Here is a 26,885-nt window from a genome sequence, read left to right as displayed (position 1 = left end):
TTTTGAAAGTCCGCCGGCAAACTGTCCGGCCATTGCCAGCTCGAGGTATCCAGTCGATACTCAACCGGTGACGAAGAGACATCCTCATAATTCAGTGCCGCAGAAAACAGTTGTCGCAACCGTGTAATCGCATGTTGTGCTTTCGGAACGGAAATTTTTCGTTGATATCCGCCACTGGCTAAGGGTTCACGCGCACTCTGCCAATCGAAACCCACACGCGTACCGCTGCGGATTTTGCGCAACACCCAAAGGCTTTTCAATAACCCTTGTGCGTCCAGCACCAAGTCATAATGGGTTTGATTAATCGTTTGAAAAAACGTTCGAATTTCGTGGCGGGTAGACCTCTGCCAGAAGGTTTTGCGCCATCGTCGCAGCGCGATGGGGAAAACTTGATCGACGGCCGGGTGCCATTGCGGAATTTCGGCAAAGGCTTCTTCCACCACCCAATCCACTTGCAAATCCGGCCAGGCCTGAAGCGCATCACTCAAGGCCGGAAAGGTATGAAAGACATCCCCCATTGAGGACATCTTGATCAGCAAGACGCGCATGGTTGGTTAGGCGACATCTTGAGAGTGATTAAACTGAAGCATGTTCTCAATGCTAAGATGGTAATCCAAATCAATCCATTCGATTCCAGTACCATCACAAATAAACTCATAAGCTTTTAACTGGTTCAAAGAGGCTTGCTCTAATGATGGATACCAATTAATCGGTGTAGAGATCCGACGCCCATCCTGTAAATCCACATGCAAAAATTGGTCGTCAATATGCACTTCTTTACCGGCTAAACCATTCATTCCATTTCTCCAAAAACTGTTTCTGATGAGACTCCGTAATCTCAAGAGCCTTTTTCAAGTCACTGGTCTTAACCCGAAAAATTCATAAATTAAGCACCATCTCGCTTGCCCTTTGATTCCACAAGCCATATTTCTTCAGTCGGTCGTAATCGTGGATACGACACTCCTTCAGAAATTTCCTTGTGAAAACAAATTTCTGCGCGATCTTGGCACAAATTTATGAAATTTTCGGGTTAAGTGTTGAACTCACAACGTTTAGGTTTTCTAACTCAATTCTAGCCCAACCACCCGCTTTAAGAACATGAACATGAGCCGGCGCATGGTCATTGGCATAGAAAAAGAACTTACACCCTTCAAAATCCAGAAGTGTCGGCATAAATATTTAGCGACTAAAATCTATAAAGTGAGCATTTTCGCTTAACCAAATCAGGTACGTCTGCACCCCTTCCGCCACCGAATGGAAAGGCTGATCGTAACCGGCCTGTCTCAAACGGCTATTATCCGCCTGGGTGAAACTCTGATAAGCTCCTTTCAAATGCTCAGGGAAGGGAATGTATTCAATTTCCCCTTTACCGTGAAATTTAATCACCGCTTCGGCAATGTTCTGAAACGGCTCCGCCGCCGCTGGTCCCAAATTGAAAATACCTGATTGTTTTCGGTTTTCCATAAACCACAGATTCACCTTCACGACATCGTCGATATACACGAAATCTCGCGTCTGCATACCCGCTTCATAGCCATCGTAAGCGCCGAACAATTTTAACGGCTCTCCGGCCAGCAACTGATTATGCAACTTGAACGCCACACTGGCCATATCACCCTTATGCTGCTCGCGCGGCCCGTACACATTGAAATAACGGAACCCGGCGACCTGACTTTCCGCATGCGGCAGCACGCGGCGAACATACTGATCGAACTGAAACTTGGAATAGCCGTACACATTCAACGGCTTTTCGTATTCACGCTCTTCGACAAACGTCGGCCCGTCGCCATAAACCGCGGCCGAAGACGCATATAAAAATGGAATTTTGCGATTCAGGCAGTAATTCAACAGATCTTTAGAGTATTCATAATTGTTATCCATGACATATTTGCCATCCCACTCGGTGGTTGCCGAACAGGCTCCTTCATGAAACACACACTCAATGTCCGGCAAGCCTTCTTCGGCAAAAATGCGCGACTGAAAGTCTTCTTTATCCAAGTAGTCGGCGATGTCACAATCCGCGATATTGATGAACTTTTTACCGTTCTTCAGGTTGTCCACCACCAAAATGTCACTGCGCCCCTGTGCATTCAGAGCCTTGACAATATTCGAACCGATAAATCCCGCACCGCCTGTGACCACAATCATGTTAACGTCCTTCATTCCATTACCCATCTAATCGCAGGAATTCTATCATTAACCCCACGTCAGTGGCCAAAAAAGGTAGAATAAGCGCCAAAAATCACAGACACATACAATGGAAAGACTGCAAACAAAATGGGGGCGCTTTAAAGCCCACTTGGAAGCTTGGCTGGTGGATCATGAAATGCTGCGACTTTTTTATCGCAATTTCTACGCGCTTTCGCCCAATGCCTACCGCAGCAACCACCCATCCCCCGCTTTTATTCGCAAACTGAAACGCAAATATGGCATCAACACCATTATCAGTTTGCGCCGTGCCGATGAAACTGGGCAGTATCGCTTGGAAAAAGAAGCCTGTGATCAAGAAGGGATCACCCTTATCAACCACCCGATGTCCTCACGCAGCTTTCCCGATGACGACGATATATTGGAAGCCAAACGCATTTTGGAAACCGCGCAGTACCCCATTCTGATACACTGCAAGTCCGGTGCCGATCGAGCTGGCATGATGAGCGTTTTTTACAAACACTTCATTCTCAAGCAGCCCATCTCACAAGCCCTGTCCGAGCTGAGCATGAAATACGGCCACTTCCGCTGGGCGGACACCGGAAAGCTGGATGTGTTTTTTGACAATTTTCTGGCTTACCAAAAAGAACACCCCGACGTCGAATTCATCGACTGGGTGCAGCAACATTACGACAAACCCAAACTCAATCAATCGTTTCATGCGTCCGGCTGGGCGAACATCGTCGTCAACCGCATTCTAAAAAGAGAGTAATCATAACCCCATGTTCGACCGACAAACGTTCTCGCTTTACGCCAGGCTGCTGCGCTACATTCGAGACTACAAAGCCGCGATTTTCATCACCCTGCTGACCATTCTCGTCATTGCCGCCATGGAACCGCTGAGCGCCATCATCCTCGGCAATCTGGTGGATGAAAGCCTGATCGAAAAAGATCCGAATTCTTTCATACTCCTGCCGTTGCAACTGGCCGGGGTTTTCATCCTCAAAGGGATTGCCGAATACTTCAGCAAGGTGATGAGCACTTGGATTGCGCAAAAAGCCATCCTCAATATCCGCGCCGAACTCTACGGCAAAATGCTCTACCTGCCCAAATCCCATCACAATGATCATTCCACCGGCAGTCTGATGTCCAAAATCACCTACGACGTCACTCAGACCGGCAATGCCCTCTCGGAAGCTTGGATCGTGATACTCCGAGACAGCCTCACGATTCTCGCGCTCTTGGCGACTTTAATTTATTACTCTTGGCAATTGACGCTGGTGATGCTGGTCATTGGGCCGATTGTGGCCTTTTTTATCGACCGCGCCGGGAAACTGATGCGCACCTCCAGCACCGACATGCAAGACGACATGGGGCAATTAACCCACCGTTTGGAAGAAGGACTCAAAGGCTATCAGGACGTCAAAATCTACGGCTCCGAGACTTACGAAATCAACCGGTTTACCGAGGCCGCCGAATCGCTGCGCCGCAACACCATGAAAGTCACTCAGGTTTCCGCGCTCAATGTGCCGCTGGTTCAGGTGATTGCCGCCATCGCCTTGTCGGTGGTGGTGTACATTGCCGTGCAAATGGTCAATGACGGCACCATGACCGCCGGCGACCTCATCACCTACGTCACCGCCATGGGGTTGATTTTTGAACCCATTCGCCGCATCACCAATATCAATGCGACGGTGCAGCGCGGCATGGCGGCGGCGCAAAGCATTTTCGCCATTCTGGACGCGCCCAGTGAAGCCAACACCGGCAAACAAACACTGGATCACATTCAAGGCGAAATCCGCTTCAATCAAGTCACCTTCCACTACCCTCAGGCCGACACCCCAGCACTGGACAGATTTAACCTGGTCATCCCCGCCCAAAAAACCACGGCGCTGGTTGGTCAATCCGGCAGCGGCAAATCCACACTGGCGAATCTGATTGCCCGTTTTTACAGCGTTACCGAAGGCAACATCACCCTGGACGGTCACCCACTCAATGACATCCGGCTGGATCAGTTGCGTGCCAATATCGCCTACGTCAGCCAAAGCGTCGTGCTGTTTAATGACACCATTGCCGCCAATATCGCTTACGGACACGATGAATTCGAAGAAGACGCCATTATCGCTGCGGCCAAAGCCGCCCACGCCTGGGAATTTATCGAAAACCTCCCCTATGGCCTGCAAACCGTGATCGGCGACAATGGCGCTCTGCTGTCCGGCGGCCAGCGGCAGCGCATTGCCATCGCCCGCGCTTTTTTGAAAAATGCACCGATCCTGATTATGGACGAAGCCACTTCGGCACTCGACAATCAAAGCGAAAAACTCATTCAACAAGCCATGGACGTTTTGCGACAAAATCGCACGGTCATCATTATTGCCCACCGCCTCAGCACCATTGAACAGGCCGATCAAATCGTGGTCATGGAAAAAGGCCAATTGCGTGAGCAAGGCCATCACCGCAAGCTGATAGAACGCCAAGGGGTTTACTACCAGCTCTACACCCAAGGAGGGTTGCATGAAAAAGACGCCGACTAACCGCTTTCGCGTTTCGTTTCTGTGCCCGAAATACTGGGGCATCTGGCTGGGCTATGCGGCCTTGTGGCTGATCAGTCGATTGCCTTACAACAGCAAGTTCGCACTGGGTCGCAGCCTCGGTCGGCTACTTTATCGGCTCGCGCCTTCGCGCCGACGTTTGGCGCGTCGTAATCTTCAGCTCGCTTTTGCGGAAAAATCGTCGGATGAAATCGACACCATCCTCAAGCAACACTTCGAATCGCTGGGCACCAGCCTGATCGAAACCAGCATTAACCTCTGGCACCCGCAACGCAAGCGCCCCAAAGACGCGTTCGACACTCAACATATCCAGATCAACGGCCTGGAACACCTGCAATCATCCTCCGGTCAAGGAGTTCTTTTGGTGGCTCCACACTTCACCACCGTGGAAACCACCGGCATGATGCTGGCCAGCGTCATGTCTTTTCACCCCGTTTACCGCAAACACGACAACCCTCTGGTGGAATATATCATTACCAAAAGCCGCAGCTACCATCAAAATACCTGTGTCGATCCCATCCCCAACACCCAAACCCGCACGATGATAAAAGCCCTGCGAAACGGCGAAACCGTATGGATTGCCCCAGACCAGCGTTACCGGGGCCGAAACCGTCTCGAAGTCCCTTTTTTCGACCACCCTGCGCCCAGCAATCCCGGCATCTGCAAACTGGCTGAGATGGGTAAGGCGCGCGTCCTGCCCGTCTTCACCCGCCGCATCGGCAACGATTATCAATTAAACATTTTGCCAGGTCTGGCGGATTTCCCTTCCGGCAACGATTACGAAGACATTTTGCGCCTGCATCGCCTTTATGAGGCCGAAATACGGAAAAACCCCGCACAATATCTTTGGACGCACAATCGCTGGGATCTTCCCAAAGAACCATAAAGCCGCGCGGAAGCGGAACACTATTTCCCGCTTCAAAAATGCTATAATCCCCCCAATTTTTCAGAATTCAAACTCAAACGGAAACAACATGGTCAAGGAACTGCGCGATAAACAACTACGATCACGAGTCAAATTACTCGGCTCACTCCTCGGAGAAGTCATTGAAACGCAAGTCGGTAAAGAGACCTTAGACGCGGTAGAAACACTTCGCAAAGGTTACATCAAACTGCACAAAGAAGAAGACCCGAAACTGCGTCAGGAACTTCAGGCATTCATCGAACAACAGTCGCCCGAGAGTCTGATACTCATCATCCGAGCCTTCAACCTTTATTTCAGCCTGGTCAACTTGGCTGAGGAAGAACACCAATACCATGAACGCCAAAGCCAACTGAAATCCGATGGCCCCTTGTGGATGGGTTCGGTACTGAACACCATCAGCGAATTCAAACAAGAAGGCCTGTCTGCCGAAGAGGTGGAAAACCTGATCAATCAGCTGTGCTACATTCCGGTGTTCACGGCGCACCCAACCGAATCAAAGCGCCGTGCGGTCATGGAAAACCTGCGCCGTATCTTTATCACGCTGGGGGAACTGAACGAGGCGGAAGCCTACAACAACCCCTACACGCAAGAAGAAGTGATTAAACGCCTGCAGTACCAAATTCAGGTGCTGTGGAAAACCGACGAAGTCCGTCGCATGAAACCGACGGTGGAAGATGAAATCCGTAATGGCATTTATTATTTCCGCCAATCGTTATTCAACGCCGTGCCGCGCGTTTACCGCTATATGGAACGTGCGCTGGCGCGACACTATCCGGACGACAACATCAAAACGCCCAATTTCTTGACATTCGGCTCCTGGATCGGCGGCGACCGTGACGGCAACCCCTTTGTCACCCACACCACCACCGTCAATGCCCTGCTAATGCAAAGCCGTGCGGCGCTGTACGAATATCAAAAACGCGTATTTGAGCTCAGCAGCCATTTAACGCAATCACGCTATATCTCGGACATCAAACAAGAAGTCATCAACCGTGCCACCATCATTGATGCCGACCTGCAGGAACGGGTATTTCACAAACGTTCGGAACGCTTCCGCGATGAACCCTATCGCCGTTTTCTCTACCTGATCAAAGGCCGCCTGCAAGACAACCTCGACTACATTGAAGCCCAACTGAATGACGAACCGACCGAAAAACCCAAGTTCGGCTACAAAAACGAACAGGAATTTCTTGACGACCTGCAACTCATTTACGATTCACTCTGCGGTCACGGCGACAAAGAAGTGGCCGACGCCAACCTGAAAGACCTGATTCGTCTGGTGCAAACCTTCGGTTTTTACCTGATGCGCTTGGACATTCGTCAGGAATCCACCGTTCATACCGATGCCGTTACCGATCTGTTGTCGCACCTCGGCATCGACTACCTCAGCCTTTCGGAAGCCGAGCGTTTGGATTTGCTGGCACAGCAAGTATCCTCTCCGACCATCATTGACACCCAGCATCTGGATCTCAAACCGATGACACTCGAAGTGTTGGAAGTCTTCCATGTCATTCGCCGGATGCGCACGGAAATCAGTGAAAAAGCCTTCAACAATTACGTCATCTCCATGACCCATGAAGCCAGCCACGTTATGGAAGTGTTGTTCCTAGCGCACCAAGCTGGCTTGGCGGGCTATAACGCCGGCGAACCCTACTGCAAAATCCGTGTTTCACCTTTGTTCGAAACCATTCAAGATTTGGAACACATTGTACCAGTCACCTCCGCCCTATTTGACAACCCCACCTACCATGCCTTGCTGAAAGCCTCCGGCAACCAACAGGAAATCATGCTGGGCTATTCCGATTCCGCTAAGGATGGCGGCAACCTGTCTTCCGCTTGGACCTTATACCAAGCGCAACAGCAGATTATGAAACTGGCGGATGAATACGAAATTAATTGTCGCTTATTCCACGGACGCGGCGGCACCGTCGGACGCGGCGGCGGGCCAACGCACAGTGCGATTCTGTCACAACCGACTGGCACAGTGCGCGGCGAAATCAAATTCACCGAGCAAGGCGAAGTGCTGTCCTATAAATACAGCAATGCCGAAACCGCTATGTACGAACTGTCCATGGGGATTACCGGCTTAATGAAAGCCAGCAAATGCTTGGTTCGTAAGCCCAAGCAGGACGACCCAGCGCACCTGAAAGCCATGCAAAAACTGGCAAAAGAAGGCGAGTATGCGTTCCGCGAGCTCACCGATAACACCGAAGGCTTCTTTAAATTTTTCTACGAAGCGACACCGGTCAATGAGATCGGCTTGTTAAACATCGGCTCACGCCCTTCACACCGTAAAAAAGGCAACCTGTCGAAATCCTCCATCCGTGCCATTCCGTGGATTTTCGGTTGGGCGCAAGCACGTCTCACCTTCCCGGCCTGGTACGGCACCGGCTTTGCACTCGATAACTGGGTCAAACAACAGGGCGATGACCAACTGAAAGACATGTATGAAAACTGGCCGTTTTTCCGTGCCCTATTGAGCAATATTCAAATGTCCTTATTCAAAACCGATCTCATTATCGGCAAGGATTACAGCCAATTAGGACGCGACAAAGCGCAGTCCGAGCACATTTACAACATGATTGCATCGGAACACATCCGCTCCGTTGAGACGTGTCTTGAAATCAGTGGCAATGACTACCTGATGGCCGACACCCCCCAAATTGCCTTATCGCTTTCCAGAAGAACGCCTTATCTGGAACCGCTCAACAACATTCAAGTGGCGGTATTAAAACGTTATAAAGACGAATCCATTCCTGAAGAGGAAAGAGAAGTCTGGTTAACACCCCTGCTTAACAGCATCAACGCCATTGCGGCGGGGATGCGCAATACCGGTTAAACACAGCCGCAACCGCCCTTTTGAAAACCCGAGATCCGAGCCTGATCCGCGCAAGCACACTTCAGACTCGGATGACTTGAAACCGGACAAATCGGCTATAATAATTGATCGAATTTAATGACTGGAAGGTTACCATGCACATTACCTTGCTGAAATCGAAGCTTCATCGTGTCACCACTACCCACTCCGAACTGGATTATGAGGGTTCCTGCGCGATTGATGGCCATCTTTTGGATGTGGCTGGCATACGAGAGTATGAGCAAATCCAGATTTATAACATCCATAACGGCAACCGCTTTACCACCTACGCCATTCGCGCTGAAGATCACAGCGGCATTATTTCCGTTAACGGCGCAGCGGCACACAAAGCGGCACCGGGCGATTTGCTCATTATCGCCACCTATGCCAATCTGGATGAAAATGAAGCAGATGCCCACAAACCGGTGATGGTTTATTTTGACGAGAAAAACACCATCACCCACACCCGCAACACCATTCCGGTGCAAATGCAGCAAATGGCTTAACAGCTTTGATTTTATTCGGCGAGAGGCGGTTGCAACTTAGGCTCCGCCTCTTGGCTCGCCGAGGACGCAAAATACCCTGGACTGATGATAATTTCAACGCGGCGATTTTTAGCATAGCCTGATTCAGTATCCGCATCCGACAAAGGTGAATTGTCGGCCACGCCCACCACTTCAGCCTGTTTTGACTGCACCAACCCTTCCTCAATCAACCTTTGAATCACTGAAGCGGCACGCGCACTGGACAATTCCCAGTTGGACTGAAACCGCCCACTAAATATCGGACGCTTGTCAGTATGCCCTACCGCTTTCACTAGGTCTGTTTCACCGATAAACGGGCGTAGCTTACGCAAATACACATTGAATCCAGGCTTGAGATCCGCCCGCCCAGTCGGAAACGAAATACTCTCAGGAAACGAAATACGCACCTGTTTGTGATCCGTGTCCAGCGTCACCTGCACATCGCTTTCCACACTCGCCATGGCAAAGGTTTCCACCAGACTTTCAAACAAGGGCTTGAGGTTTTCAATCGTGGTCTCGCCGTCTTTATCTTGCTCGGCCTGCTGTTCTTCCTGAACCTGTTTAAAATACTGCACCTGCGTCTGCGTCAAGTCTTTACCATGACCTAACGTTTGCGTTAAAGAACGCACAATCGACTCATACTTATCGGCATTCAGCGTGGACATGGCAAACAGCAACACAAAAATCGCCATGAGTAACGACATTAAATCGGCAAAGGTGGCGAGCCAAGGGGCGTCATTACATTTCTGCTTGGCCATTTTCGTCTCCCCTATTCCACGGCTTCTGAGGGCGGTTTACGTTCCAGGTAGGGGGACAGCATTTCACGCATCACCGTTGGGTTATGCCCTTGAGAAATGGCGTCGAGCGCATCAATAATCATTAATTGACGCAAAGACTCCTCCTGAACCCAGCTGTTAATTTTATCCGCCAGCGGCAAGGCAAACAGATTGGCAATCATCGCACCGTAGAGGGTGGTCAGCATTGCCACCGCCATGGCCGGACCAATGGAAGCGGGGTCGGATAAATTCGACAGCATCTGAATCAACCCCACCAAGGTACCGATCATGCCGAACGCCGGTGCCGCTCCCCCAATAGAGGCAAAGACCCCGGCACTGGTCTCGGAGCGCTCTACCAGCAGTTTATTTTCTTCCAGCAGGGTTTGACGAATCAAGTCCTTGGAATAGCCATCCACCATCATGCGAATGCCCCAACGGTAGAAGTCATGGTTAATCTCCATGTTTTCCAACGCCAAAAAGCCTTTGGAGCGGGAGGTTCGTAACAAGTCTTCCGTTAAATCAATGATTTCATTTTTATCTTTAATGTCCGTCGTGGGCATCAAAATACGAAACGACATCGCCATGGCGTGCATGGCTTCATGAAAGGAATAACGGATCATAGTCGCGGCAATGGTGCCGCCAATGACAATCATCAACCCGGGGATATTGACAAATATCCAGATTGAAGACCCCATCGACATGGCCACCAGCACAATGGCCATGCCCAAAAAGAGGCCAATAAACGTTGAAAAACTCATCCTGACCATTCGCCCATGATTGATTGACCTCTAACCCAAATATTTCGCACGGTGAAAAGAACCTCTTTTTGCCAGGCCTGCCCAGCTGTGTGAACTGTCAAACCAGTGTCAACCAAATCTCAACCCTGTGTCAGCAATGCCTAAGCCAACGCCATGAAGCCGAGCGCCTGTCACGATACCAAAACATTATCCAATAACCGCGTCCTTCCAAGCCGAGCCGCCGCAACTATGACCTTGTCTCGATCCGTTGGCTTCGCTGGCTGCAGTGTGTCGGCCTGAAGAATGCGCACGTAATCGACCGCGTCAAACCCTTTTGACAAGAGGGCTTCTTTGGCACTGGCTTCCAGTGCGCTAAAATCATCCGCGTTGCCATCATCGGCTTTGTCATCATCAGCTCTATCATCATCCGGCTTCTGGTCAAGATTGTGCGATTCAATCGCCCTGCGAACCGATTGCAACACCTTAAACAAGGTCGGCGCAATCCGGCGTTCCGATTCGCTCAGATATTGATTTCGTGAGCTCAACGCCAAGCCATCTGCATCTCGTTTAATGGCGGCGCACACCAATTCAATCGGCATGGACAGGTCTTGAACCATGCGCTTCAAGACCGCCAGCTGTTGAAAATCTTTCTGGCCAAATACCGCCACATCCGGTTGAACCATATTAAACAGCTTAGTCACCACCGTCGTCACACCGTCAAAGTGGCTCGGCCGAGCGGCACCCTCCAGCATGCCGGTCAATGCCTCCGGCACCGTCACCAAGGTTTGCACTTGTCCGTTTGGGTACATTTCATCCACGGACGGAGCAAACACCGCGTCCGCTCGCGCTTCTTGCAAAGACACGCAATCTTGTTCATAGGTTCGCGGATAACGATCAAAATCTTCACTCGGGCCAAACTGCAACGGATTGACAAACACACTGACGACCACTCGATCCGCTTTGTTTTTCGCCAACGCAACCAGACTCAGATGGCCGGCATGCAAATTGCCCATGGTCGGCACCAGCGCCACCCGCTCACCGGCCGATTTCCATTTTGCCAGCGCTTCTTTCAAAGACGCCACTTGATCAAACTGACGCATCATTCCCCCACACAGTGTGCCGGTGTCGGGAAACGCTGATGTTTGACATCGGCAACATACTGCGCCAAAGCGGTTTGGATCGAATCCGTCTCCTGCAGAAAGTTTTTGGCAAACGTCGGCGCTTTCCCAAGGGTCAGACCCAACACATCATGCCACACCAAAACTTGCCCATCCGTGTCCAAACCAGCGCCGATGCCGATTACCGGAATCGACAAACGCTGCGAGACCGTTTTCGCCAGGCCGGGTGGAACACACTCCAGCACCAGCATTTCTGCGCCAGCGGCCTCCAACGCCTTGGCTTCGTCTAGCAACCTCTGTGCCGCGACCTCTTCGCGCCCAACCACTCGATAACCCTTTAAATGGGCTGACTGAGGCAATAATCCTAAATGACCGCACACCGGAATGCCTAAATCGGTCAAGGCACGCACCAACGGCAACGCCCGCTCGCCGCCTTCCAGCTTCACCATCTTCGCCCCGCCTTCTTTCATAAGACGGGCGGCGGCCTTTAAGCCTTGTGATACCTCGGCATCCGCCATAAAAGGCAAATCGACAATACACCAGGCCTGGTGATTTCCGCGCTGCACCATTTGGGTGTGATACACCATGTCACTCAGGGTTACCGGCAAGGTGGTGGTGTGACCTTGCACCACCATTCCCAGCGAATCGCCCACCAGCAACACATCGACCCCTGCTGCGTCCGCCCAGTGCGCTTGACTGGCTTCATAAGCGGTCAAGCAGGCGATTTTCTCACCTTCGACTTTCATTTTTTTCAGTTTGGCTAAGGTTTTCATACCCATTATTTTCCTAATTGCTCTGGTATCAATCCGCCGTTCTCATCCGCTGACATCGGTTTGACAAACACTTCGTCCAGCTGTTTTGCCAGGTCTGCCAACAAAACGCCATTCGGCAAAGCCGCCTTGGGCGACAAAGCCAACAGCGGCAGCAGTACAAAATCACGCTGTGCCATAAAGGGATGGGGAATTATCAAATCGTCGGTCTGAAGGGTGGTGTTTCCGTAGAGTAGAATATCCAAATCAATCAGCCGCTCACCCCAGTGCCGTTGCTTGACTTTGCCCTGCTCCCGTTCTATCCGTTGCAGCGCCCTCAATAGCGCAATCGGCGTCAGACGGGTTTTCAACCGAACCACCGCATTGACAAAGTCCGGTTGATTCTGCGGCCCCTGCGGCCGCGAATGATACAAGTCAGAGGCCGCGCCCCATTGGGTTTCCGGCAACGCCTGCAACGCCTTAAAGGCTTGGCGAACTTGGTATTCCGGGTCGCTCAGATTGCTGCCAACCCCGATAAACACCTCGGTTACATCCTGGTTCAAGACCTGAACTTTCATTTTTTCAATGTCTGAATTCAACGCATCAGGCCTGGTGAGAAGACGTTAGGTTGTCCGCTTGATCATCGCGTGGCTGACTGCGTTTGCGGTAAGGGTTTCGATTGCGTCTCGGACGACGCTTTTTCGGTTTTTTATCAACCTGTTGCACAAACGCCACTTGATCCACCCCATCCAGTGTTTGATAGTGCGTCCACCAATCAAACACCTCCTGAAGGGCCTCTTCACCCGCCGCCAGTCGAATCCCCATAAAGTCATAAGCCGCCCGAAAACGCGGGTGTTCCCGCAAACGCTGAGGACGATTGCCCTGACGATTCAGCAGCCGGAACTGCAACCCCCAGGTTTCTTTGATCTGAGACACAAAGCGTTTGGGAATGGAGGTAGAGAAAATCTGTTCATCAATCACCGCCGCCGAGGCCGCGAACATCGCATCTTGGCGGGAAAATCCTTCAGCCAAATGCTGCTCCATTCGCTGTAACATGGGCTCCCACAGCATCGCCGCAAACAAAAAGGATGGATTCACGCCTTTGTCGGCCTGAATACGCGCATCGGTGCTTTTCAGCGCTTCAATCACCAGCATACGCGGAAAGCCTTCCGATTCTTGGGACAAAAGATGATGTGTCTGCGGAAACAGATAGACAAACAATCCGAAATGACGCAACTTTTCAAACACCTCAATCGCCACCCCACTGTGAAACAGCTTCAGCACTTCTTCAAACATACGCGCATGGGAAACGTCTTTCAGCAAATGCCCCATTTCATATATCGGCGCCTTAGTTTCAGGCTCGATTTCAAACCCAAGTTTGGCGGCAAACCGCACGGCGCGGATCATACGCACCGGGTCTTCACGATAGCGGGTCACCGGGTCACCAATCAATCGCAACAAACCATTATTCAGATCATCCAGACCGCCGGTATAATCCAAAATGGCAAAGTTTTCAATATTATAGTAAAGACTGTTAATGGTGAAATCACGCCGCCAGACATCCTCATCAATCGCCCCGTAAACATTGTCTCGCAGCAACCGACCCGAGTCGTCCAGCGCACGGGTATGATTGACCTGTTTACGATTCTCGGCTTTCGCCCCCTGCCCCTCGCCGCTGCCTCGAAAGGTCGCCACTTCAATGGCGTTTCGTCCGAAATAGACATGTGCTAGGCGGAAACGACGCCCAATCAAACGACAACGACTCTTAAACACGGCCTTGACCTGCTCCGGCTCCGCATTGGTGACCACATCAAAATCTTTCGGTTCCAATCCCAACAAAATATCACGAATGCCGCCCCCGACCAAATAGGCTTCGTAACCGGCCCGTTTCAAGCCATAAAGAACGTCCAGTGCTTCTTTGTCAATGTTATCACGGGAAATTCCGTGATCTTTGCGTTCAACTATTTTCAGTTTGTCAGGCGTTGATGATGGGCTGGAAACGTCGGAGTCGGACGTTGAAAAAAAGGATTTCAGTTTATGAATCAATCGTTGCATAGTTGGAAAGGCATCATTTTGGTTAGAGTGGTGGTTATTATCATCGGGTTGGCTCTTATCCTGGTCGAATGTTGGCGGTGCGGGGGTTCGACGCATTTAAATCAAGCCACCCTCCGAGCACACTTGGGTCAAATTCGACATTTCGCCAGAGGACACATTCGAATCCCCGGTAAGATTCCGCTGGGTCATCGTGGCGCGCGTTATGGGCGAAAAGATTCATTTTAACGACTTTTCACCAGACTGCAATCATAAGCGTCCGCCGCAAGACAAGCACCCGCACGCCCAACTCGCTTTTTCCGATGAAAGCTGGCAAAATATCTGGCTTAATTTTACCAACGGAAAACACCATGAACAAACCGACTCTATTCAGCGGCATCCAGCCCTCCGGCGACCTTATGATTGGCAACTACATCGGCTCCATCAAAAACTGGGTGCGCATGCAGGAGGATTACAACTGCCTGTTTTCCTTGGTCAATATGCACGCCATTACCGTTGAACAGGATCCGCAAGCCTTGGCCAAACGCAGCCTGGACTTCGTCGCCCTGTATCTGGCCAGCGGCATCGACCCGGAAAAAAGCACCGTTTTTATCCAATCCCATGTGCCCGAACACGCCGAACTGGCTTGGTTACTGAACTGTTCCACTTACATGGGCGAGCTCAACCGTATGACTCAGTTCAAGGACAAATCGCAGAAACACGCTCAGAACATCAATGTCGGTCTGTTTGATTACCCGGTTCTGATGGCCGCCGACATTTTACTGTATCAGACTGAAATGGTGCCCGTCGGTGCCGACCAAAAACAACATCTGGAACTGACCCGTGATTTGGCCGTGCGTTACAACCATCGCTTCGACCGCGAGATATTCAAGGTGCCGGAGCCGTTTATCCCCCCGGCAACGTCCGGCGGACGCATTATGAGCTTGCAAGACCCGACCTCCAAAATGTCCAAATCCGACGAAAATAAAAATAATTTCATTGCCTTGCTGGACGACCCTAAAACCATCCTCAAGAAGTTTAAAAAAGCGCAAACCGATTCCGGCACGGAAATCACTTACGACGTGGAAAACAAACCCGGCGTCTCCAACCTGCTGACCATCTACTCGGTCATCAGCGGACAGTCCATTGAAAATGTGGTCAGACACTTTGAAGGCAAGATGTACGGCCACCTCAAAGTCGAGCTGGGCGAGCTGGTGGCTGACTATCTGCAACCGATTCAGGCACGTTATCATACCCTCCGTAACGATGAAACCGAGCTGAAAGCCATTCTGAGAAAAGGCGCTGACACGGCACGGGAAACCGCACAGAAAACCCTGCGAGACGTGCAAGAGGCCATCGGATTCGTGCTGCCTTAACGAACACATCACCTCAGCATTCGGCTCATTTCACCAGGCCTGCTTCACCAGGCCTGGTCAAACCGATTCACCCCCCCCAATGCCCTTGACGTAACGAGACAGGAATCGGCACGGTTCTGTTTCGACATAACAGACACAATCGCAAAAATGTTACACATCTGTAACGCATTTATTTTATAATCCTTAAAATCGTCTTCTGCGGCCTAAACACCCGTGCGAAGAAACTCGCGTCCCCTCAGAGGCGCATCCTTCACTCATTCAAACACAAGGATAGGTAATATCATGAAAGGCTTTTTGTACCGCAAAGCACCCGTCAAACACGGTATCCTTTTTTTGACACTGGGACTGATGGCCGTCATGAGCGGCTGTGATTTACTCAGCAACCAAGAAGCCAAATCACCTGCTGCGGCTCCCGCAAAGCCAGCGCCTCAGGTTGGCATCATGGTCGCCGAACCCACCCAGGTTCCAAAAACCCTATCCTTCACCGGTCGCGCCATGCCGTTTACCATTGCCGAAATTCGCCCGCAAGTGGATGGCATCATCACCAAGCGTTTATTCAAAGAAGGTCAAATGGTTAAACAAGGCGATGTCCTCTATCAAATTGACCCAGAGACTTACCAAGCGCTGTACGACAACGCCAAAGCCGCCATTACCAAATCAAAAGCCTTAATCACCAACGCCGAACTGCGCGTGAAACGAAACGAACGCCTGGTCAAAATTAATGCCGTGAGCGAACAGGTTCTCGATGATGCGTTAGCGACTTTACGCGAAACCAAAGCCAACCTTGAGGCCAACAAGGCCGCGTTGAAAACCGCCGCCATCAATTTGGAAAGAACCCAGATCAAGGCACCGATTTCGGGTGTCATCGGCCGCTCAAATGTCACCCAAGGGGCATTGGTCATGGCGAATCAAGCGGGCATCCTCGCCACGATTCAGCGTCTCGACCCGATTTACGTGGACTTTTCCGTGCCATCATACTACGCCGCCGTTCTCAAACGCGACATGAAACAGCATCCGGAAAAAGACATTGAAAAATACCCCGTCACCATCGCGTTTGATAACGGTGAAACCTACCCACACACCGGTTACATCAAATTATCGGAATTCAGCGTCGATGAATCCACAGACGCCATTATTCTCCGCACCCAGTTTCAAAACCCCGACACCCTGTTGTTGCCAGGCATGTTCATCCGCGGTTCCGTGATGATCGGGTATCGTGAAAACGTTTACTTAGTACCGTCCTTAGCGTTAAAACGAAACGCATTGGGCAAACCCTCCGTGATGATCCTAGCCGAAGACGGCACGGTTACCCCCCGCCCGGTCAAGGAAGTCGGTTTGCATGAAGAAAACTGGGTGGTCACCGATGGCTTAACCCCCGGCGATCGTGTAATTACCAAAGGATTGCAGTTTATTCGTCCTGGCATCAAAGCCACAGTCATGGACGATGCCGCCAAATCCAACTCGGACGCTAAGATGTCCGAGCCTGCCAAGCCTCAAAGCGCAGATAGCGAAGGTAAATAACCATGTCAACCGAAAAACGCCCCAGCACCCGAAGCAGTTTTGCCACTTATTTTATTGATCGCCCGGTCACCGCTTGGGTAATCGCACTGCTGGTTATGATTGCAGGCGCCCTGTCCATTAAAAGCCTGCCGGTTTCCCAGTTTCCATCCATCGCACCGCCGATGATCAGTGTTCAGGCCACCTATCCTGGCGCCTCTGCACAAGTCATTGAGGATACGGTAACCCAGGTTATCGAAAATAAAATGAAAGGCTTGGACGGCTTATTGTATATGTCGTCCACCAGTGAATCGACCGGGCAAGCCGAAATCCAGCTTTACTTCAAAAACGGCACCGATGCGGACATCGCGCAGATGCAGATTCAAAACAAGCTGCAATCGGCCATGTCTTCCATCCCAGAAGCCGTTCAAAAGCAAGGGATACAAGTCGCCAAAACCGCACGCAACTTTTTGATGGTCGTGGCCATGGTCTCGCCCGATAAAAGCCTGACGGCAATCGACCTCGGCGATTATATCGCCACTCATATCATTGACCAGATCAGCCGTGTCGAAGGGGTCGGCGAAACCTTACAGTTCAGTGCCGAATACGCCATGCGCGTCTGGCTCGACCCTCTCGAGCTGGCGAAATATAAATTAACGTCAACCGATGTCGTCAATGCCATCCGGGCCAACAATGCCGTGGTCACCGCCGGGCAGTTGGGGGCGATTCCCGCCGTGGAAGACCAACCCATCAATGTCACTGTTAACCTGCAAAGCCGCTTGAAGTCGGTGGACGATTTCCGAAACGTCATCATCAAAACCGATGAAAATGGAGCGGCCATTACCGTTGGCGATATTGGTCGCGTGGAAGTCGGTGCGAACACTTACAGCAAACTGGCGCGTTATGAAGGGACTCCGGCCGCCGGTTTTGCGGTTAAAATCACTCCTTCCGCCAATGCATTGGAAACCGCCGAGCGTGTCAAAAAACGTATGGCGGAATTATCTCAAATCTTCCCGGAAGGTATGGACTACCTCTTCCCGTACGACACCACGCCATTCATTCAAATTTCCATCGAATCGGTGATTCAAACCTTAATTGAAGCCGTGATTCTGGTGGTATTGATCATGTACCTATTCCTTGGAAATATCCGCGCCACCTTTATTCCAACCATTACCGTGCCCGTGGTATTGTTGGGAACGTTTGGCGTCCTGGCCTTTTTCGGATACTCCATCAACACCCTCACCATGTTTGCCATGGTACTCGCCATCGGCCTTCTGGTGGACGACGCCATCGTCGTGGTGGAAAACGTCGAGCGGGTGATGCACGAAGAAGGGCTCCCGGCCAAAGAAGCCACGCGCCGTTCCATGAACCAGATTTCCGGTGCCCTAATCGGCATTGGTTTAGTTCTGAGTGCCGTCTTCCTGCCGATGGCCTTCTTCCCGGGGTCCGCCGGGGTCATTTACCAACAGTTTGCCGTCACCATCGTCTCGGCTATGGTGCTGTCGGTCATGGCGGCGTTTATTTTAACGCCGGCCTTATGTGCCACCCTTCTCAAGCCAGTGGACAAAGAAAAAGAAGCCAGAGGATTTTTCGGCTGGTTCAACCGCAATTTTACCCGTGCCACCAATGGGTACGGCCATGGGGTGAAAGGCGTGATCAAACACCGTTACTCTTTCCTACTGATCTACGCTCTGATTGTGGCCGGCACCGGATACCTTTACATGAAAACGCCCTCCGGCTTCCTGCCAGACGAAGACCAAGGGTTTATGTTTACCCAAGTGATGATGCCATCGGGTGCCACACGTGAACAAACGCTTGAGGTGGTCAAGCAAGTGGAAAACCACTTCCTGACCACAGAACGCGAGAACATCGACAATCTGTTCACGGTACTTGGCTTTAACTTTTCCGGCACCGGTCAGAACACGGCCATCGCCTTTATCAACCTGAAAGACTGGTCGGAACGCCCCAACCCAGATCAGAGCGTTAAAGCCATTGCTGGGCGCGCCATGGCTAAATTCAGCCAAATCAAGGAAGGCATGGTATTCGCATTCGGCCCGCCACCGGTTCTAGAGCTGGGGAACGCTACCGGTTTCGACCTCTACGTGAAGGATAATGCTGGTCTTGGCCGTGACAAACTCTACGATGCCCGAAATCAGATACTGGGCATGGCGAGCCAGAACCCGGACCTGATTGGTGTTCGCCCGAACGGCCAGGAACCGGCACCGGTGCTGGAAATGAAAGTCGACAAACAAAAAGCCGAAGCTTTAGGCTTGAAAATTAAAGACATTAATACGGCGCTGTCCGTCGCTTGGGGGAGTGCTTATGTGGATGACTTCATCAAACAAGGCAAAGTGAAACAAATTTACGTGCAATCGGATGCGCCTTACCGGATGCTTCCGGAGAATATGCAGGATTGGTACGTTCGCAACAACCAGGGCGAAATGATTCCGGCCACCGCCTTCCTGACCACTCAGTGGACCAAGGAATCGCCGAAATTGGAACGCTATAACGGGGTACCTGCTTTGCAAATCCTCGGGATGTCGCCACCCAACATCAGCTCCGGTCAGGCCATGCAAACGGTCGAGCAAATTGCACAAACCCTGCCGAAAGGCATTGGCATCGAATGGACCGGTTTGTCTTATGAAGAGAAAGCGGCCGGCTCCAAAGCCACCCTGCTTTACGCTCTGTCGATTCTGGTGGTCTTCCTGTGTTTGGCCGCCCTGTACGAAAGTTGGAGTTTGCCGGTTTCGGTTATGCTGATTGTACCCTTAGGTGCGTTGGGTACCCTGGTGGCCGCGAACTTCTTCCAGATGCCGAGCGACATTTATTTCCAAGTGGGCTTATTGACAATCGTCGGTCTGGCGACCAAAAACGCCATCCTGATTGTCGAGTTCTCTAAAGAATTGGTGGAAGACGGTGTCGAAGCCGTTGAAGCCAGTATCCGTGCTGCGAAAATGCGTTTAAGACCGATCCTTATGACCTCCTTGGCATTTGGTTTCGGGGTACTGCCACTGGCATTAAGTTCCGGTGCCGGTTCAGGAGCGCACCATGCCATCGGCATTGGCGTGCTGGGTGGGATGATCAGCGCCACGGCGCTGGGGATTTTCCTTGTGCCTATGTTCTTTGTCATCATGCAGCATTGGTTTGCCCGTAAACGCCAAACCGCAACCCATCAGGGCTAACCCCCCGCCAAGACGTTTTTCACAGACCACACCGGCGCACCGCCAGTGCGGGTTTGTGAAATATTCGGGTTAGGGTTACACTAGGCAATTCATGCCAATTTCAACAGGAAATCACTATGTGGATCGAACACCTCGGCCCAATTATGATGGGCGCTTTCGTTGTATTGATTGCCGCTCACTTCGGATTGCATTTTTACTTTAAATATCAAAAACACCGCCAATCACAGAGGCGCGGCAACCCGTCATCTGATAACTCATCATCTGACAATCCACCTAAAAAGTAACAAATTCCCATGCACGATTCCACCAGGCCTGGTGGAATCGCATCGATCACACCCCATAACAAATCCCCCAGCATTTCAGCCACTGCACCCTCTACGCACCTCTTTGCAACTCTGTTCTTGGATCCGAAAAAGGGTTGACAGTCCAAGTCTTGTATTGCGCCCAAACATTACCTTTTTCTTATTTTAGACTTTCCTTAAATAAGTAAAAAATCAAAACCCATAAGTACATAAAATATCAGGAAATAAGAATATAGAAAAATGGTAATATTATAATATAATCAATAACTTATTTAAATACACCCCACCACAAACCCCCATATTAAGCAGTGCTTTTACCCCCATAAATATCTTTATATCGCGGTTACAAAAAAATACATATATTGTATAAAGCATGACAACGGACGAGACGTGTCCGCACTAACTTAAGGGTCTGTCCGTTCCTCGGAAATAATCTACGGGGAAATTGGCGTGCCCAAAACGGGGAGTAATTGATGCACCAGAATATGGCTCGGATATGTATTTGGCTTTTTATGATCTACGGCGGCCAGGCAACAGCTTTCGCCGCTCAATCAGACAAGATTGAAACACAACGCATCGAATCCAAAGTCTATGACCGTCATGTGAATTTGGGCGGCACCATTATTCCTTACAAAAAAGTCACCATCACGGCGCAACTGGCGGCTCAAATAGACTACATCGCCGGTGTGGAAGGCGATGTTTTTAAAGGCGGGGAACTGCTTGTGTCCACCAACGGCGACATCTTGCTGGCGCAACGCAGCTCGGCCATGGCTGAATGGCAGCGTGCTTCCTACGTCTACCAAAATACATTGAATCAATACAATCGTGAGTTGTGGAGTCCAAAATCCGAGCAAACCATGCTGGGCATGGCGGCACCGGGGCTGATGGATCAAATGTTCACCCGCCCCTTCTCCAACGCCATGGGCTTCGGAAACGAGTCGGTCGAGCGTCAAGCCAATATTGTGAATGCGCAAACAGCCGTTCAGGAAGCCATTGCGCAAATGCAGCAGATCAAATCCAAAATTGACGAAATAGACGTCAAACTGTCCGACACCCAATCCGTGGCACCCTTTGACGGTGTCATTGTCAAAAAAATGGTGGAAGCAGGCGACACAGTGCAACCCGGGCAACCGCTGCTGGTTTTTGCCAAAAACAACCACCTCAGTCTGGAAGTCAATGTCCCGGTCAACCTAATGCTTGGGATTCAAAAGGGCGCGGTCTATAAAGCCCGTTTATCGAATAAAACGCCCATTCCGGTCAGAGTGTCTCAGATATTTCCGGTCGCCGACGACTTGCAACACACCGTCAAAGTGAAATTCGATTTACCGGTCGGAGCGCCTGCCGCACCGGGGATGTACGCCGATGTTTCCATTGCCAATGCCTCTTCGCAAAATCAAGCCTTTCCAACCATTCCAGAGAGTGCGGTTCTCAAGCGCGGCAGCCTGCCCTCCGTTTTCACCGTGGCCGAAAACGGCACAGTGGAAATGAAAATTGTCCGAGTTGGCAAAGCCACCTTAAACGGCTATTACATCATCCTCTCCGGCGTGGAGGTTGGGCAACGCATTATTACCAATCCGCCGCCAAGCATTATTTCCGGCTGGGTTTTAAAGGACGGACAACTGCAGCCACCAACACCCGCAAACGATCAGTAGAGCCAATGAAAACTCACAGGGAAGCCGTTTCAACTAATCCGGCGCTTAGCCAGAACCCAAGATGACAAACCCCATCATCTTGGACGAAGACAGGAACAACCGATGCAAAATCAGCCACAGTACAATCAAGTGACTTCAAACGACAACCAAGATGCCAAACACGACATCGCCGGCAACATGGCGCGTAACTACATCAATTCGCCCATTACCCCGTTGTTCCTGATTGTCGGCATGGTCATCGGCATTCTTGGCATTATTTTCACGCCGCGCCAGGAAGACCCGCAAATTTCAGTGCCGATGGTCGATATTATGGTGCAGTACCCAGGTGCCTCGAACAAGCAAGTGGAAGCACTGGTGTCAGAGCCGATGGAAAGACTACTTAAAGAAATCAAAGGCGTGGATCACGTCTATTCCGCTTCCGACCGAGGTAAAGCCCTTATCACCGTGCAATTCGATGTCGGCGAAAACATGGAAGACTCGCTGGTTAATGTCTATAACAAATTGGCGTCTAATCTGGACTTAATGCCCAAAGGCGTGATTCAACCAATAATCAAACCCAAAGGTGCGGATGACGTGCCGGTGGTCACCTTTACCTTGTCTTCCGATGTTCTCGATGCGGCACAGTTGCGCCAGATGGGCTACGATGTCTTGCAAAACCTAGCCTCCATTAGCGATGCCTCTCAAGGGTTTGTGGTGGGCGGTGAACCCACCGAAATTGTGGTTGAAATCGATCCGGAAAAACTCGCCGGTTACGACATTTCCCTCACCCAGATTGGCCAAACCATTCAAGCCGCCAACAGCGAAGCCACGGCCGGCTCCTTTTCCGCCTGGCAACAACAGTACCTGGTGTACACCGGCGACTACCTAAGAAGCGCTGAAGACATCAAAGATCTCATTGTCGGAGTGAAAAACAAAGCGCCCGTATTTGTGCGCGACATAGCTGACGTCAAAGAACGTCCGCAGGATGTCAACAACCTTGTTGCCTTTTACACTGGGCCGTCCAGTACGTTGGATTTCAGCGCACCGGACGGATTAAACGCCATCACCGTCGCCCTGGCCAAACAACCGGGCTCTAACGGGGTGAGCGTCGCCCGTGACGCCATCGCCGAAATCAACCAACTCAAAGGCGTCATTATTCCCGATGACGTTAATGTCACCATTACCCGAAACTATGGGCAAACCGCCAATGACAAGGTCAATGAGCTGATTTTCAAACTCTTTATTGCCACCGGTTCCGTCACCCTACTGATCTGGTTCTTTTTAGGCTGGCGTGCCGCAGCGGTGGTGGCCATCGTCATTCCCATTGTCATACTGTCAACGGTTTTCGCCGCTTGGATGATGGGGCTTACCATTGACCGAGTCAGTCTGTTCGCGCTGATTTTCTCAATCGGCATCCTGGTGGACGATGCGGTGGTGGTGTTGGAAAACATTTATCGGCGCTGGCTGCTGGACGGTGACAGCGGTGCCGAAGTGACCATTGACGCGGTTTCCGAAGTGGGCAACCCCACCATTATCGCCACCTTTGCCGTCATCGCCGCCTTAATGCCGATGGCCTTTGTCAGCGGCATGATGGGGCCTTATATGGCACCGATTCCGACGCTCGGTTCCGTGGCCATGATTATTTCCCTCTTTGCCGCCTTCGCCTTTACTCCTTGGTTGGCACAGCGCATCAAGCCCAAGATGGAAACGCTTAAAAAAGCCGAGCAGAAAGAACATGAACAAAGTGAAAAACTCGGCAACTTTTTCCGTCGCTTGCTCGGCAGTCTACTGGTGGAAAAAGCCAAAGGCTGGGGGTTTCTCATTGGCATTATTTTCGCCTTTGCCATCGCCATTTATCTGGTTTACAGCACCATGGTGCCGGTCAAGCTGCTGCCTTACGACAACAAACCCGACCTGAGCATTGTCATTAACTTCCCAGAGGGCACCGATTTACCGGTCACCGCCAACCTAACGCATCAGCTGGTCAAAACCCTGCAAGAGCAAGTGCCGGAAATCACTAACTTGGAAACCTATGTTGGTACGGCGGCGCCCTTCGATTTCAACGGTCTGGTGCGTCACTATTACCTGCGCCAGAATCCTTGGGAATCAGACATCCAAATTCACTTGGTCGATAAAGCTGAGCGGGAGCGCACCAGCCATCAGATAGCCGAAACCATCCGCGCCGAACTGACCGAGCAAGCCCATAAAGCTGGCGCTCGTATTCAAGTGGTGGAAATGCCACCTGGCCCGCCTGTGCTGCAATCCATTGTGGCGGAAGTCTACGGCCCGACCGAAGCGGTTCGCGATGAAACAGCCCTTAAATTAACGCAAATCTTCGAACAGGCGTCGATGGTCGTGGACGTGGATAATTTCATCACGGCTCCACACAAGACTTGGCGCTTTGTCATCGACAAACAAAAAGCCATGGAGAGCGGCATCAGCGTGTCCACCATCAACCAGACGGTTGAAATGGCAATGGGTGGCTATAAGCTCGGCGATGTTAAGCAGGACTTCAAACGCGGCAGTCCGACATTTATCGTGATCCAAAGCCCGGAACAAATCCGTGCCGAATTTGCACGAATCGGTCAAATTCCGGTGCAAAGCACCTTCGGCACCACTGTGCCGCTCAATGAGCTGGGGCGCTTTGTGATGGAAGACCAACAAAAAGTGATCTACCACAAAGACCTGAAACCGGTTCAATACGTCACCGCCACCGGCCAAGGCCGTCTTGGCGCACCCATTTACGGCATGTTGGAAATACAGGAACTTATGGATCAAGATCCGGCTCTGAACGGTTTGACAGGGAACTTCATTTTCACCCCGAATGGCCAGACGCAAACCGAAATGATGTGGGCGGGTGAATGGACGGTCACCTATGAAACCTTCCGCGATATGGGGCTGGCGTTCGGCGTGGCGCTGCTGATTATCTACATGCTGGTGGTGTGGGAGTTCAAAAACTTTGTGGTGCCCTTAATCGTCATGGCACCCATTCCGCTGACAATTATCGGCATTGCCCCAGGTCACTGGCTGATGGGCGCGGAATTTACCGCCACCTCCATGATCGGTTTTATCGCACTGGCGGGGATTATCGTGCGCAACTCCATCCTGCTGGTGGACTTTTCACGTCAAGAGATCGACAAAGGCGTTGCGGTCACCGATGCGGTTATCTTTGCCTGTAAAGCGCGTACCCGCCCGATTCTCATTACCGCCGCCGCACTGATATTAGGCTCCAGCGTCATTTTGTTTGACCCGATTTTCCAAGGCATGGCGATCTCACTTATCTTCGGCGTACTGGTGGCCACCCTACTGACGCTGGTTGTGATACCACTTGGCTGTGTGAGCGCTCGCTCGGCCATTTGCCCAAATGAGCACATCTACGGTGAATTCATTCCCGCCGCGGAGGGTCTGGCCACCGCAGGTTCAGGGGCACCCAAAACGGTGACTCCACCCGAAGTGCAAACCGAAGCACAACCTGACGAACCGTCTGCGGCACCGGCCACCGAATCGAAGACGGAGGCAGACGCCCCCCAAACGACGACAGCGGACACGTCAGTTTCCGACACACCGCAGGCAACCGAACCAACGGAAAGTGCTCAGAAACAATCTGACGAAACGTTGCCGGAAGCGCCATCGTCGGCATCAAGCCAGACGTCATCCGACCCAGAGTCTTCACCGTCCGTCGAACAGGCCGATTCTCAGACGCCTGCAACCAGCGAAACAGAAGTGAAGGCAACCACGGACGACCAGGCCTCCGCTGCGCCAAAACCTAAAACCGCACCCAAACGCCGTAAACGTGGCATTCAATTAAAAAAGGATATTGACGATGCGTAACCCATTTTCCCCCAAACTCATCCACCCCATCGCTGTGAGCGTCTGCACCCTGGTGTCTCACTCCGCACTCGCGCAAATGCCGATGTGGCCGCAACCCGAAAACGCCTATTCCAGCAGCAGTCATTCGCCGCAGTGGATTGAAAAAGACATGCCTGGCTACCAAGCGGGTCAACAGAGAGGCACGCCAACCGCAACGGCTAACCCGTCTCACTCAAATCGTTATATGCCACCGAATCATTACCGGGCACCAGCAAACGGTTATTCGGCGCCTCACGGCTATGGCAATCCATACGCGGGGGCACCTTATGGTTATGGTTCACCCGCTTACGCCCCGCCGCCACCGGCTTACTATGGTGGTTATGGGTATCCAAACAATTACGGTTACGTTCCCCGTTCAAACTGGAACAACTTCCCCAATAACCCATTTTGGGGATCATCTGGGTGGCCCGGTTCTGGGTTTTCACCCTCCAATATGTCAATGCCCAGCTTTGACATTCCCAGCCCGAGCTTCAGTTTCCCAACGATGAACGCACCGTTTTGGAACTGAAGCGGTTATGGTTCAATAATCGTTTCAACATCACCCAGAAGACAGAGCAGCCTCTGTTAGGTCTTTTAGGTGACTAAACCGTGATTCAAGTCAGTGTACACT

General features: G+C 51.4%; 21 protein-coding genes. 11 read left to right on the top strand and 10 right to left on the bottom strand.

What is annotated here, in order from left to right:
• The 4 genes from waaC to rfaD all read right to left on the bottom strand — a co-directional run.
• Positions 1 to 518 (bottom strand): lipopolysaccharide heptosyltransferase I (gene waaC, locus ACP5D0_RS02895; RefSeq protein ID WP_472364069.1); only part of this gene is annotated, 518 nt, incomplete at its 3' end.
• A 36-nt stretch (positions 519 to 554) separates the two neighbouring features.
• Positions 555 to 797: a DUF2442 domain-containing protein gene (locus ACP5D0_RS02890; RefSeq protein ID WP_472364068.1), complete on the bottom strand. Its 243-nt coding sequence runs from the start codon at positions 795 to 797 to the stop codon at positions 555 to 557.
• 217 nt (positions 798 to 1,014) lie between these two features.
• Positions 1,015 to 1,173, bottom strand: a complete 159-nt coding sequence (locus ACP5D0_RS02885; RefSeq protein ID WP_472364066.1) for a DUF4160 domain-containing protein — start codon at positions 1,171 to 1,173, stop codon at positions 1,015 to 1,017.
• A 6-nt stretch (positions 1,174 to 1,179) separates the two neighbouring features.
• Positions 1,180 to 2,148, bottom strand: a complete 969-nt coding sequence (gene rfaD, locus ACP5D0_RS02880; protein WP_472364064.1) for an ADP-glyceromanno-heptose 6-epimerase — start codon at positions 2,146 to 2,148, stop codon at positions 1,180 to 1,182.
• 109 nt (positions 2,149 to 2,257) lie between these two features.
• Here rfaD and ACP5D0_RS02875 point away from each other — a divergent pair, with 109 nt between their 5' ends.
• The 5 genes from ACP5D0_RS02875 to panD all read left to right on the top strand — a co-directional run bounded on the left by ACP5D0_RS02875 (position 2,258) and on the right by panD (position 8,988).
• Positions 2,258 to 2,920 (top strand): fused DSP-PTPase phosphatase/NAD kinase-like protein, encoded by a 663-nt coding sequence (locus ACP5D0_RS02875; RefSeq protein WP_472364063.1) that lies wholly within the window; start codon positions 2,258 to 2,260, stop codon positions 2,918 to 2,920.
• Between the two features lie 10 nt (positions 2,921 to 2,930).
• Positions 2,931 to 4,682 carry a lipid A export permease/ATP-binding protein MsbA gene (msbA, locus tag ACP5D0_RS02870; protein ID WP_472364062.1) on the top strand — a complete coding sequence of 584 codons (1,752 nt, stop codon included), beginning with the start codon at positions 2,931 to 2,933 and terminating at the stop codon, positions 4,680 to 4,682.
• On the top strand, positions 4,663 to 5,586 hold the full coding sequence (locus ACP5D0_RS02865) for an LpxL/LpxP family acyltransferase (protein WP_472364061.1): 924 nt from the start codon (positions 4,663 to 4,665) through the stop codon (positions 5,584 to 5,586). Before msbA ends, ACP5D0_RS02865 begins: the two co-directional genes overlap by 20 nt.
• Before the next feature lie 88 nt (positions 5,587 to 5,674).
• The gene (gene ppc, locus ACP5D0_RS02860; RefSeq protein ID WP_472364060.1) at positions 5,675 to 8,464 is read left to right on the top strand and encodes a phosphoenolpyruvate carboxylase; all 2,790 of its coding nucleotides are present in this window, start codon (positions 5,675 to 5,677) and stop codon (positions 8,462 to 8,464) included.
• A gap of 134 nt (positions 8,465 to 8,598) precedes the next feature.
• Entirely contained in the window at positions 8,599 to 8,988 is a 390-nt protein-coding gene (panD, locus tag ACP5D0_RS02855) for an aspartate 1-decarboxylase (protein WP_472364059.1), read from the top strand.
• 11 nt (positions 8,989 to 8,999) lie between these two features.
• Here the strand turns inward: panD and ACP5D0_RS02850 are convergent, their stop codons facing one another.
• The 6 genes from ACP5D0_RS02850 to pcnB form a co-directional block, all read right to left on the bottom strand.
• Positions 9,000 to 9,764 carry an OmpA/MotB family protein gene (locus ACP5D0_RS02850; RefSeq protein ID WP_472364058.1) on the bottom strand — a complete coding sequence of 255 codons (765 nt, stop codon included), beginning with the start codon at positions 9,762 to 9,764 and terminating at the stop codon, positions 9,000 to 9,002.
• A gap of 11 nt (positions 9,765 to 9,775) precedes the next feature.
• Positions 9,776 to 10,540, bottom strand: coding sequence for a motility protein A (locus ACP5D0_RS02845; protein WP_472364057.1), 765 nt, complete (start codon positions 10,538 to 10,540; stop codon positions 9,776 to 9,778).
• Between the two features lie 170 nt (positions 10,541 to 10,710).
• Positions 10,711 to 11,622, bottom strand: a complete 912-nt coding sequence (gene panC, locus ACP5D0_RS02840) for a pantoate--beta-alanine ligase (protein WP_472364056.1) — start codon at positions 11,620 to 11,622, stop codon at positions 10,711 to 10,713.
• Entirely contained in the window at positions 11,619 to 12,416 is a 798-nt protein-coding gene (gene panB, locus ACP5D0_RS02835; RefSeq protein WP_472364055.1) for a 3-methyl-2-oxobutanoate hydroxymethyltransferase, read from the bottom strand. Before panB ends, panC begins: the two co-directional genes overlap by 4 nt.
• Positions 12,416 to 12,964, bottom strand: a complete 549-nt coding sequence (gene folK / locus ACP5D0_RS02830) for a 2-amino-4-hydroxy-6-hydroxymethyldihydropteridine diphosphokinase (protein WP_472364054.1) — start codon at positions 12,962 to 12,964, stop codon at positions 12,416 to 12,418. The genes panB and folK overlap by 1 nt, the downstream gene beginning before the upstream one ends.
• Positions 12,965 to 12,989: 25 nt before the next feature.
• Complete coding sequence (gene pcnB, locus ACP5D0_RS02825) at positions 12,990 to 14,537, bottom strand: polynucleotide adenylyltransferase PcnB (protein ID WP_472364053.1); 1,548 nt, start codon at positions 14,535 to 14,537, stop codon at positions 12,990 to 12,992.
• A 251-nt stretch (positions 14,538 to 14,788) separates the two neighbouring features.
• Here pcnB and trpS point away from each other — a divergent pair, with 251 nt between their 5' ends.
• The 6 genes from trpS (at position 14,789) to ACP5D0_RS02795 (ending at position 26,783) form a co-directional block, all read left to right on the top strand.
• Positions 14,789 to 15,793: a tryptophan--tRNA ligase gene (trpS, locus tag ACP5D0_RS02820; protein WP_472364052.1), complete on the top strand. Its 1,005-nt coding sequence runs from the start codon at positions 14,789 to 14,791 to the stop codon at positions 15,791 to 15,793.
• Positions 15,794 to 16,075: 282 nt separating this feature from the next.
• The gene (locus tag ACP5D0_RS02815) at positions 16,076 to 17,314 is read left to right on the top strand and encodes an efflux RND transporter periplasmic adaptor subunit (protein ID WP_472364051.1); all 1,239 of its coding nucleotides are present in this window, start codon (positions 16,076 to 16,078) and stop codon (positions 17,312 to 17,314) included.
• Positions 17,315 to 17,316: 2 nt separating this feature from the next.
• Positions 17,317 to 20,472: an efflux RND transporter permease subunit gene (locus tag ACP5D0_RS02810; protein ID WP_472364050.1), complete on the top strand. Its 3,156-nt coding sequence runs from the start codon at positions 17,317 to 17,319 to the stop codon at positions 20,470 to 20,472.
• A gap of 775 nt (positions 20,473 to 21,247) precedes the next feature.
• Positions 21,248 to 22,426: an efflux RND transporter periplasmic adaptor subunit gene (locus ACP5D0_RS02805; protein ID WP_472364049.1), complete on the top strand. Its 1,179-nt coding sequence runs from the start codon at positions 21,248 to 21,250 to the stop codon at positions 22,424 to 22,426.
• 102 nt (positions 22,427 to 22,528) lie between these two features.
• Positions 22,529 to 26,236: an efflux RND transporter permease subunit gene (locus ACP5D0_RS02800; protein ID WP_472364048.1), complete on the top strand. Its 3,708-nt coding sequence runs from the start codon at positions 22,529 to 22,531 to the stop codon at positions 26,234 to 26,236.
• A complete protein-coding gene (locus tag ACP5D0_RS02795) occupies positions 26,229 to 26,783 on the top strand; it encodes a hypothetical protein (protein WP_472364047.1) in 555 nt (184 codons plus the stop codon). The genes ACP5D0_RS02800 and ACP5D0_RS02795 overlap by 8 nt, the downstream gene beginning before the upstream one ends.
• Positions 26,784 to 26,885 lie beyond the last annotated feature (102 nt).

Origin of the sequence: Hydrogenovibrio sp. (assembly GCF_049975065.1) — a bacterium.
Classification (GTDB): domain Bacteria; phylum Pseudomonadota; class Gammaproteobacteria; order Thiomicrospirales; family Thiomicrospiraceae; genus Hydrogenovibrio.
The sequence above is the reverse complement of the archived record's forward strand: the minus strand, read 5'-3'. Positions and strand labels throughout refer to the sequence as shown.

Excerpts from the sequence above, each read along its gene's own strand:
- ACP5D0_RS02815 (WP_472364051.1), top strand. The coding sequence starts at position 16,076 with ATGAAAGGCTTTTTGTACCGCAAAGCACCCGTCAAACACGGTATCCTT.
- ACP5D0_RS02800 (WP_472364048.1), top strand. The coding sequence starts at position 22,529 with ATGCAAAATCAGCCACAGTACAATCAAGTGACTTCAAACGACAACCAA.
- panD (WP_472364059.1), top strand. The coding sequence starts at position 8,599 with ATGCACATTACCTTGCTGAAATCGAAGCTTCATCGTGTCACCACTACC.
- trpS (WP_472364052.1), top strand. The coding sequence starts at position 14,789 with ATGAACAAACCGACTCTATTCAGCGGCATCCAGCCCTCCGGCGACCTT.
- ACP5D0_RS02850 (WP_472364058.1), bottom strand. The coding sequence starts at position 9,764 with ATGGCCAAGCAGAAATGTAATGACGCCCCTTGGCTCGCCACCTTTGCC.
- ACP5D0_RS02810 (WP_472364050.1), top strand. The coding sequence starts at position 17,317 with ATGTCAACCGAAAAACGCCCCAGCACCCGAAGCAGTTTTGCCACTTAT.
- rfaD (WP_472364064.1), bottom strand. The coding sequence starts at position 2,148 with ATGATTGTGGTCACAGGCGGTGCGGGATTTATCGGTTCGAATATTGTC.
- ACP5D0_RS02865 (WP_472364061.1), top strand. The coding sequence starts at position 4,663 with ATGAAAAAGACGCCGACTAACCGCTTTCGCGTTTCGTTTCTGTGCCCG.
- ACP5D0_RS02875 (WP_472364063.1), top strand. The coding sequence starts at position 2,258 with ATGGAAAGACTGCAAACAAAATGGGGGCGCTTTAAAGCCCACTTGGAA.
- ACP5D0_RS02890 (WP_472364068.1), bottom strand. The coding sequence starts at position 797 with ATGAATGGTTTAGCCGGTAAAGAAGTGCATATTGACGACCAATTTTTG.
- panB (WP_472364055.1), bottom strand. The coding sequence starts at position 12,416 with ATGGGTATGAAAACCTTAGCCAAACTGAAAAAAATGAAAGTCGAAGGT.
- ACP5D0_RS02795 (WP_472364047.1), top strand. The coding sequence starts at position 26,229 with ATGCGTAACCCATTTTCCCCCAAACTCATCCACCCCATCGCTGTGAGC.
- folK (WP_472364054.1), bottom strand. The coding sequence starts at position 12,964 with ATGAAAGTTCAGGTCTTGAACCAGGATGTAACCGAGGTGTTTATCGGG.
- msbA (WP_472364062.1), top strand. The coding sequence starts at position 2,931 with ATGTTCGACCGACAAACGTTCTCGCTTTACGCCAGGCTGCTGCGCTAC.
- ACP5D0_RS02805 (WP_472364049.1), top strand. The coding sequence starts at position 21,248 with ATGCACCAGAATATGGCTCGGATATGTATTTGGCTTTTTATGATCTAC.
- ACP5D0_RS02845 (WP_472364057.1), bottom strand. The coding sequence starts at position 10,540 with ATGAGTTTTTCAACGTTTATTGGCCTCTTTTTGGGCATGGCCATTGTG.
- ACP5D0_RS02885 (WP_472364066.1), bottom strand. The coding sequence starts at position 1,173 with ATGCCGACACTTCTGGATTTTGAAGGGTGTAAGTTCTTTTTCTATGCC.
- ppc (WP_472364060.1), top strand. The coding sequence starts at position 5,675 with ATGGTCAAGGAACTGCGCGATAAACAACTACGATCACGAGTCAAATTA.
- pcnB (WP_472364053.1), bottom strand. The coding sequence starts at position 14,537 with ATGCGTCGAACCCCCGCACCGCCAACATTCGACCAGGATAAGAGCCAA.
- panC (WP_472364056.1), bottom strand. The coding sequence starts at position 11,622 with ATGATGCGTCAGTTTGATCAAGTGGCGTCTTTGAAAGAAGCGCTGGCA.